This is a genomic window from Curvibacter lanceolatus ATCC 14669, from assembly GCF_000381265.1.
In the GTDB taxonomy this organism is placed as follows: domain Bacteria; phylum Pseudomonadota; class Gammaproteobacteria; order Burkholderiales; family Burkholderiaceae_C; genus Curvibacter; species Curvibacter lanceolatus.
In genome coordinates this window covers 474,171-480,599 of the sequence record NZ_KB906254.1, presented here as the reverse complement: position 1 = coordinate 480,599, position 6,429 = coordinate 474,171, and the positions used below count along the sequence as shown (strand labels likewise).

The 6,429-nt window shown below is 59.1% G+C and carries 11 protein-coding genes; 6 read left to right on the top strand and 5 right to left on the bottom strand.

Annotated elements, in window-relative coordinates:
• Positions 1-13 precede the first annotated feature (13 nt).
• Genes F624_RS0106915 through F624_RS33295 form a run of 3 tightly spaced genes read right to left on the bottom strand, consistent with a single transcriptional unit; the run spans position 14 to position 1,913 of the window.
• Positions 14-352 carry a hypothetical protein gene (locus F624_RS0106915; RefSeq protein ID WP_019573549.1) on the bottom strand — a complete coding sequence of 113 codons (339 nt, stop codon included), beginning with the start codon at positions 350-352 and terminating at the stop codon, positions 14-16.
• Positions 349-1,446: a helix-turn-helix domain-containing protein gene (locus F624_RS33300; protein ID WP_157443361.1), complete on the bottom strand. Its 1,098-nt coding sequence runs from the start codon at positions 1,444-1,446 to the stop codon at positions 349-351. Before F624_RS33300 ends, F624_RS0106915 begins: the two co-directional genes overlap by 4 nt.
• Positions 1,443-1,913, bottom strand: coding sequence for a phage regulatory CII family protein (locus tag F624_RS33295; protein ID WP_019573548.1), 471 nt, complete (start codon positions 1,911-1,913; stop codon positions 1,443-1,445). Before F624_RS33295 ends, F624_RS33300 begins: the two co-directional genes overlap by 4 nt.
• A gap of 62 nt (positions 1,914-1,975) precedes the next feature.
• Here F624_RS33295 and F624_RS0106900 point away from each other — a divergent pair, with 62 nt between their 5' ends.
• A complete protein-coding gene (locus F624_RS0106900) occupies positions 1,976-2,335 on the top strand; it encodes a hypothetical protein (RefSeq protein ID WP_157443360.1) in 360 nt (119 codons plus the stop codon).
• A gap of 240 nt (positions 2,336-2,575) precedes the next feature.
• Here the strand turns inward: F624_RS0106900 and F624_RS36475 are convergent, their stop codons facing one another.
• Positions 2,576-2,815 carry a transcriptional regulator gene (locus F624_RS36475; protein ID WP_019573546.1) on the bottom strand — a complete coding sequence of 80 codons (240 nt, stop codon included), beginning with the start codon at positions 2,813-2,815 and terminating at the stop codon, positions 2,576-2,578.
• A 103-nt stretch (positions 2,816-2,918) separates the two neighbouring features.
• Between F624_RS36475 and F624_RS32270 the strand changes: the two genes are divergently transcribed.
• Complete coding sequence (locus F624_RS32270) at positions 2,919-3,545, top strand: LexA family transcriptional regulator (RefSeq protein ID WP_019573545.1); 627 nt, start codon at positions 2,919-2,921, stop codon at positions 3,543-3,545.
• 409 nt (positions 3,546-3,954) lie between these two features.
• On the opposite strand, the gene F624_RS0106890 is transcribed toward F624_RS32270, so the two are convergent.
• Entirely contained in the window at positions 3,955-4,659 is a 705-nt protein-coding gene (locus tag F624_RS0106890; protein ID WP_031254342.1) for an HNH endonuclease, read from the bottom strand.
• Positions 4,660-5,218: 559 nt separating this feature from the next.
• Here F624_RS0106890 and F624_RS0106885 point away from each other — a divergent pair.
• The 4 genes from F624_RS0106885 to F624_RS0106870 are packed head-to-tail and all read left to right on the top strand — an operon-like array spanning position 5,219 to position 6,330.
• Positions 5,219-5,431, top strand: a complete 213-nt coding sequence (locus F624_RS0106885) for a hypothetical protein (protein WP_019573542.1) — start codon at positions 5,219-5,221, stop codon at positions 5,429-5,431.
• On the top strand, positions 5,428-5,712 hold the full coding sequence (locus F624_RS0106880; protein ID WP_019573541.1) for a hypothetical protein: 285 nt from the start codon (positions 5,428-5,430) through the stop codon (positions 5,710-5,712). Before F624_RS0106885 ends, F624_RS0106880 begins: the two co-directional genes overlap by 4 nt.
• On the top strand, positions 5,709-5,933 hold the full coding sequence (locus F624_RS0106875) for a hypothetical protein (protein ID WP_019573540.1): 225 nt from the start codon (positions 5,709-5,711) through the stop codon (positions 5,931-5,933). Before F624_RS0106880 ends, F624_RS0106875 begins: the two co-directional genes overlap by 4 nt.
• Before the next feature lie 16 nt (positions 5,934-5,949).
• Complete coding sequence (locus tag F624_RS0106870; RefSeq protein ID WP_019573539.1) at positions 5,950-6,330, top strand: hypothetical protein; 381 nt, start codon at positions 5,950-5,952, stop codon at positions 6,328-6,330.
• The last annotated feature ends 99 nt before the right edge of the window (positions 6,331-6,429 follow it).

Genomic DNA, 6,429 nt, shown 5'->3' with positions numbered 1-6,429 from the left:
AGGGGGATGAGCTTCACTTAACCCCCTTAGGGCACTCACGCAACAGCCCGAGCGGGCGGTGCGAATTACCCGCGTTGGCCCCCTGCCGGGAGGACCCGCAGACCCGGGGGGTGGGGGCCCTGCCCTGCTCCACCGGCTCGACCTGGTCGACTGCCTGGCCATCGAGCCTGCCGGCCGTGGCCACGTAGCGCACACCGCTGCGGTGGCGCAGCTCCTGGACTGCGTTGGAGTCCAGGGTGTTGCGCAGTGCCCACCCGGCGGCGCTGGAGGGCCACCCGGTGATGGCGACTATCTCGCGCAGGGTCAGCGGGCCCAGGCGCAGAAGTTGGGTGAGGATGTAGGTTCGGGTCATGCGTTGGCCCTCCGTTCGCCCAGGCGGGCCAGCCGGGCCTGGTTCACGGCATCGCGGGTGGCCTGGGCCAGTGCCGCAGCGCGGGCCTTGTTGGCCGCACGCTGCTCGGCGGTCAGGTCACTGGCCCGCACTGGCTCTGCCTCGGGGCGTGGGGTTGCGGCCGGTGTCGCGGGCCCCATAGGCGCCAGAGCCATGTCCTGCCAGCGCTTCTCGCGCAGCCAGCGCAGCGGCGTGGGGGCAAAGCACCGGCCATTGCCCGGCAACCAGTCGCCAGCCTGGGCCTTGGCCTGGCGGGCTGCAGCCTCGGCGATCTGCGGTGCAGTGGCCTCGCCCTGCCCCACCACCGCGTCGAAGGCTTGGCGCGTGTCGACCAACCGTTGGCGACGAGCCTGCGGAAAGGCCTCGATGAAGTTCTGGAAAGCCTGGTCGATCTCGCTCTCCCCCGGCAGGGGGGTGAGGGGGGTATTTAGTTCTATGACGGTTAATGACGGTTCGGGTGCAGTAGCTGTTGCACCCTTTCGCGCAACAGCTGTTGCACCCTTTTGTGCTCCAGGTTGCACCCTTTCAGTTTCAACAAAGGGTGCAAGGTCTGCACCCTTTTGTGATGGGTGCAGGCGAGCGCTGTTGGCCCGCGTTTTGGGATGAAAGGGTGCATCCAGCGTTGCACCCTTTGCGTCAATTTCTACCCCTTCGGCAAAGGGTGCAAGGTTTGCACCCTTTTGCCGGGCGGCCTGGGGCACGTTTGGGTCGGCTCCGGTGCCCGGTTCATTGGGTGCCCAGGTGCCTCGTTCGGCCGGTGGGATGCGGCTGTCATAGGCCCGCACAAAGGCGGGGTTGATCTGGTACACCCGGGCCAAGCCGCGACCGCCCGCGCTGTGACGCACCAGCAGCAGCCAGCCCATGTCCTGCATGCGGCGCAGTTGGTTTTGCACAGTGCGCACAGACTGCCGGGTCTGCCGCGCAAGCGTGGCCACCGAGGGGTAGATGTTGTGGCCGAAGTCGTCGGCGTTGTCTGCCAGCTTCACCGCCAGCAGCAGCTCGCTGCCCCCGTTCGGGTAGTGGTCAAACACCATGCCGACCAGTTTTCCACTCATAAACGGGGCGCCTTCATGCTCTCGGGCTTGCCGTGGTCGTAGGCAGCCCGCAGGTAAGTCACGATCTCCTGCCCGATGGCCACGTGGGCCAGCCAGCGCTTCTCGAGCTCCTGCAGGTCGTTGTAGTTGGGTCGGGCCTTGGAGGCCGCGGCCGCCTCGATCTCCAGCACCCGGGCGAAGCTGGCCCCGAGCTGGCTGAGCAGGTACATGGGGTCGGCGCCGGTCAACTGGTGGTTCATGGCGATGACCGTGCAGCCCAGGGCCTCGGCGAAGGCGTTCAGGATGGCCTTGCTGCCGGTGACCTGGGAGATCTTCACGGCATCGCGCAGGCCCAGCTTGGCCGCCCCCGCCTCGAGGATCTCGCTGGCCAGGCTGGAAGGGTTCTTCTCCATCAGCAGCGCGACCACCTTGGTGCTGCCCGGATACCCGCGCACGGCCGCCTCCGCCGCTGCGACGACATCAGTCATTTTGAAAATCCCCTGTGAAATTTGAAATACGGCCAGCGCGGCTGGACCAGAAACTGGAGGGCATGAACACAGACCCAACCCAAAACCAGAAAGGCACACCGATGGACATGAACCCAAGCGACCTGGAAGCCGCCATGCATGACGCGTTGGTCAAGGTGGCCGGGCCCATGCTGGAAGAGCAGGCCGAGATGCGGGCGCAGTTGAGGGCGCAGCGGCTTTTGCTGACGCTGCTGTATACGGATCGGTTTCGTGATGACTTGCCAGCCTTCGACAGGCTGATGGCAAGACTTGTGCAATTGACTGAAGAGGCGACAGAGACTTTGCCTGGAGGCAAGTGCACATCCGAGGCCATAGCGGCCAAACATCGTGTGCAGCGCCTGCTGTCGCAATTCCACAATTTGGTTCGGAGCCATGCCGCGTAGTGATGGGCAATACGACCTTTCCCGAACAACGCACACCAGTACTTGCGCACTGACGCCAGATGCCGCATTCGACTGCAACGTGCCTGGATGTCGACTCAATCTGCTTTGACAGCGCCCGCCCACCAACAAATCCCAAGACGGGGGCGCAAGAGCGCAGGGGAAATCAAACACTTCGCGACGCCAGAGAGGCAACCCGATTGATAGCCACGTGTGAGTTAGCTTGTAGGGCATGCACCGCCCTTATTCCGGGGATTCAAGAATGACCGGCTGCGCAGTTCGCAGCACAGCCCATTCGACCTCGGGATTCAGCTCCTCGCATCGAACTCCAGTCATTCGCTCAATGCGGGGGCAATGCTCAGCCGGCGTAAAGCGCCCCGGCAACTTCCAATGATTGATGGCACCTCGGGTCACCCCCAGGCGACGACCCAATTCAGCCAACGAACCAACAACCTTTCCAGCCCGATCAATGGGGTGCTCCATGTCACTTCCTTCAAGCAGCAATTCCCGCAAGTCTACTTTAGATAGACCATTTCATCAATCATTCGTAGACCATTTCCGTCTACCTGAGCTATACGATCAGCGAATGGAACTGAAAGACTGGGTTAAAGCCGCACGCGGGCAGCTAACGCTGGAGCAGTTGGGCGAGAAGCTCGGCCGCAGCAAAGGTGCCATCGGTCACTGGGAAACTGGCAAGAACAAGCCCAGCTATGACCAAGTGATGGCGATTCACGAATTGACCGGGTACCCGCTGCCCGGTGACTTGATTGAGCAACAGGAAGGATTCGAGCCAGCGGGCACACCGAAGACCACGCGCAGAACTCCTGTTGTCGGGACGGCAAAGATGGGCTCGGACGGCTACTACGAAGAACTTCAATACCCTGGCGGGCACGGTGATGGTTACGTTGACGGCTACAGCTCAGATCCCAAAGCCTATGCACTACGCGTAAAGGGTGACAGCATGCATCCAGCCATCCGACATGGATCTTTCGTGATCGTGGAGCCAAATGGGCGCCCAGTCCCAGGCGAATACGTAGCGATCGCGCTGAAAGATGGATCAAAAATGGTGAAAGAGCTGATCATTGACCGACTGCATGAGGTCGTCATTGAGTCCGTCAACGGCAATCACAGAAAGACGCTCGAGCGGGATGAGATTGAATGGATATACCCAGTCGCCGCCGTGGTTGCAGCCTCAAAGTGGCAGCCGGAATAGAGGTTACGGAGGCGGAGGCAGCAATGCCGTTTGCACGCGAGATGTGTGGAAATGAAATAACCGATATAGATTTCGAGAATTCGAGACAGTTTTTGGATCCAGCGACATCATAAGTATTCTTATGAGGGCAGCCAATTAATTCAATTTAATCTCACAGCCAATTCAAAATAGCCCACTAATTCTGATTCGACACCAGCATCTCAGAACTCATGTTCCAGCATGTGGGCACCCGATACGACGAGCGAGAGCGATCTGGAGCAGTCGGTGCCAGCAAGAGAAATTAGTCGCTTAACGGGAAAGCAAGTGGCACCGAAGCGCGTAGAGTATCGATATAGACCATCGAATGCCGCAGGCATATCCCCCGTATTGGACGATCATTTAGACTACCGACAGGTGTATCGGTTCAATTTTAACTCCCGGCATCATCTGGATTGTCCTTGAACTCTGTCGGCGGGATGTACCGAAAATACAGCACATCTGCAGGCGAGCCATCTTTCTTTTTTATCGTGCTGGAATAATGAATAGTGGCAATTTCATTCTGAACGTAGTCTTCGGGTATTTTGACCCCAAACGACCGCATCATGGCCTCTAGCATACCTCTAGGTGTTTGATTCCAAATCTGATATGCCTGCTCAATTCTACGGCCTTCAAAAATCGCGGCATCCGATATCCCCTGTATTTCCCTAAACGCATGCAGCGCTCTGTCGCCAAAGTAATAGAGATGCTCATCAAAGAGACTACGTCTGCTAGAGTCAATTACCAGAGCACCCAAATAGCCTGTGAACAAATCAATCTTTTCGCCACCTTGAGCATCCATAGGTTGGCTGAGATCAGGTCGACCGTTAAATCCGGCATGCGGATCTTTGTGACATACACGGCAAAGCGTAATACCATTACCAGTCTGATAGCGTAGATACCTCCAAAAGCTTTTGCGAATTATATGATGGGCAGAAAGGCCATTTTTAGAATTGCAAATGACGCAGCGGTGCCCATCCCGCTCCCGAATGAACTTACTCCACAAGCTTAAGCAGTACGTGTTACTTCTATTGCCATCAACCGCCTTCATTAATCCATCATAAAGAATGGAGAGGTCGATTTCCGATTTTTCATCCATAATGACTTAACGTAATTTAGACCGAACTAACCTGCAGGCCACATCAGGCATTTTCAGCCTAGATTAGCACAAAAAGCACCGGACAAAGTTTGCAACAAAGCTTTGCAGCATGCTGTTCTATATAAATTCCGTACTAACTAGGTCATAAAGCTAGTCGCTCTACCTGTATTGCGCACCACACGGTGGCTGGATCAGGACCGCAAGCGAACTCACCACACGACTGTAGCCTGCGCACCAAGCAAGCCTATGCGCGATGGGTGCGCATCGTACAAGCACCCACCCATTGAACACGAAGCGTACGGTGTTGGGTCTGACTCGAATCAACTGGCTACGCTGATCAGATTTCGTACCGACGTGAATCGACTTGTCGCCACAAGCCCTCTAGCCATCCGAAGCAGAGTCAGCCAGCCGAGCACGATTTCTTGCACGAGCCACTCAGCCCAAGCGCCATAGGTAGCTTCCATCTTAGATAGACATTTGTCTATTTTTGATTGACATGAATTGTCTACTCATAATAGACTAATCTCCATACCGCAGCCAACGCGGAAAGGAGTGAACGATGCACACGAACGAGATCCGGCAGCTGCACAGCTACCGCGCAACCCTGATCCCCAAGGACCTGGACCGCTCCGAGGTTCATGGTCACGCCGCCGACGGCAAGCTGCCGACCATCCAGCTCAAAGCCGCCAGCGCTGACCGCGCCCAGGCTGCCGCCCACCACACCACGGGCCTGGCGGTGCTGTGCGTGGATCGGGTCGGGGGTGGCGAATGAGTGCCGCCATCCTGCCCTCTCGCGAGCCGCTGGCGGAGCCCATCGTCTTGCGCCCTGGTTCGCCCTTCAGGTGGGCCAGTTACACCGCCGAGTCTGAATTCGGCCACACCTCGCAGGGCTACTGGTACAGGATGCGCGATCAGCGACCCAACTGCTGGCTTCTGGAGCCCCTCCGCTATTTCCTGAAGCTGTCGATGTGGGATGAGCGCGGCCGGCTTTGGCAATGCGCCACGCCTGCCGTGATCGATGACTTCGGCAACCTGGCGGAGGTGACGCCATGAGCCGCACCACGTTGATCAATGCCCTGTGCGTGCTGGTGATGGCCCTGGTGCTGGGCACGGCCCATCTTTGGGGCCCCAGCGAGCTGGAGGCGATGGAGGCCGTGGCCGATGAGCGCCGTGCTGCCCCTGTCGAGGTGGCCGAGCTCAAGCGGGCGGAGGCGGTTTCCCCTGCCGCCATGGGGCGCATGCCTTCCCGCCTGCCTCCCGGCTCGTCTCACTGACCAAGCGAGGCCTGCCATGCCCACCCTCGTCACTTCGACCATGTTTGTTGCCAAGCAGCGGCCTGTGATTGCTCCTGCTGCGGACGGCACGTTTCAGCTCACGCTGCGGCTCTTGGATCGCCTGGGTTCTGAATCCCGGCAAGTGGAGAGCTGGCTGGTGCGCTGGTCTGGCCGTGAGGCGGCTGCCTGGTGGCACCGCCATGGCCCCCAGGTGGTGGCCGGCCAACCCGTGGACGTGGTGCTGTCGCGACCCCGGGTCTTCTACACCGGCCGGGGCGACTTTCGCACGGCCGAGCTGCATGCCACCGCCAAGCGGCTGGCCCTGGCGCCACGCCGCAAGGCGCTGCCCTCTTCCTCAACCCCTTCCCAACCCCCTGCAGCCCTGATCGCTGCTTGAACCCTTCGGAGGTTTTTCCATGTCTGTTTCAACACAGAAGAGACTCGCTCGCCCTTTGAAAGCCGTTTTGCCTGTTTCGCAGGCAGTTTTGGCTCAAAA

What these genes read in the sequence shown, in the direction of transcription:
- F624_RS0106915 (WP_019573549.1), bottom strand. Translation starts at nt 352, where the DNA reads ATGACCCGAACCTACATCCTCACCCAACTTCTGCGCCTGGGCCCGCTG.
- F624_RS33300 (WP_157443361.1), bottom strand. Translation starts at nt 1,446, where the DNA reads ATGAGTGGAAAACTGGTCGGCATGGTGTTTGACCACTACCCGAACGGG.
- F624_RS33295 (WP_019573548.1), bottom strand. Translation starts at nt 1,913, where the DNA reads ATGACTGATGTCGTCGCAGCGGCGGAGGCGGCCGTGCGCGGGTATCCG.
- F624_RS0106900 (WP_157443360.1), top strand. Translation starts at nt 1,976, where the DNA reads ATGAACACAGACCCAACCCAAAACCAGAAAGGCACACCGATGGACATG.
- F624_RS36475 (WP_019573546.1), bottom strand. Translation starts at nt 2,815, where the DNA reads ATGGAGCACCCCATTGATCGGGCTGGAAAGGTTGTTGGTTCGTTGGCT.
- F624_RS32270 (WP_019573545.1), top strand. Translation starts at nt 2,919, where the DNA reads ATGGAACTGAAAGACTGGGTTAAAGCCGCACGCGGGCAGCTAACGCTG.
- F624_RS0106890 (WP_031254342.1), bottom strand. Translation starts at nt 4,659, where the DNA reads ATGGATGAAAAATCGGAAATCGACCTCTCCATTCTTTATGATGGATTA.
- F624_RS0106885 (WP_019573542.1), top strand. Translation starts at nt 5,219, where the DNA reads ATGCACACGAACGAGATCCGGCAGCTGCACAGCTACCGCGCAACCCTG.
- F624_RS0106880 (WP_019573541.1), top strand. Translation starts at nt 5,428, where the DNA reads ATGAGTGCCGCCATCCTGCCCTCTCGCGAGCCGCTGGCGGAGCCCATC.
- F624_RS0106875 (WP_019573540.1), top strand. Translation starts at nt 5,709, where the DNA reads ATGAGCCGCACCACGTTGATCAATGCCCTGTGCGTGCTGGTGATGGCC.
- F624_RS0106870 (WP_019573539.1), top strand. Translation starts at nt 5,950, where the DNA reads ATGCCCACCCTCGTCACTTCGACCATGTTTGTTGCCAAGCAGCGGCCT.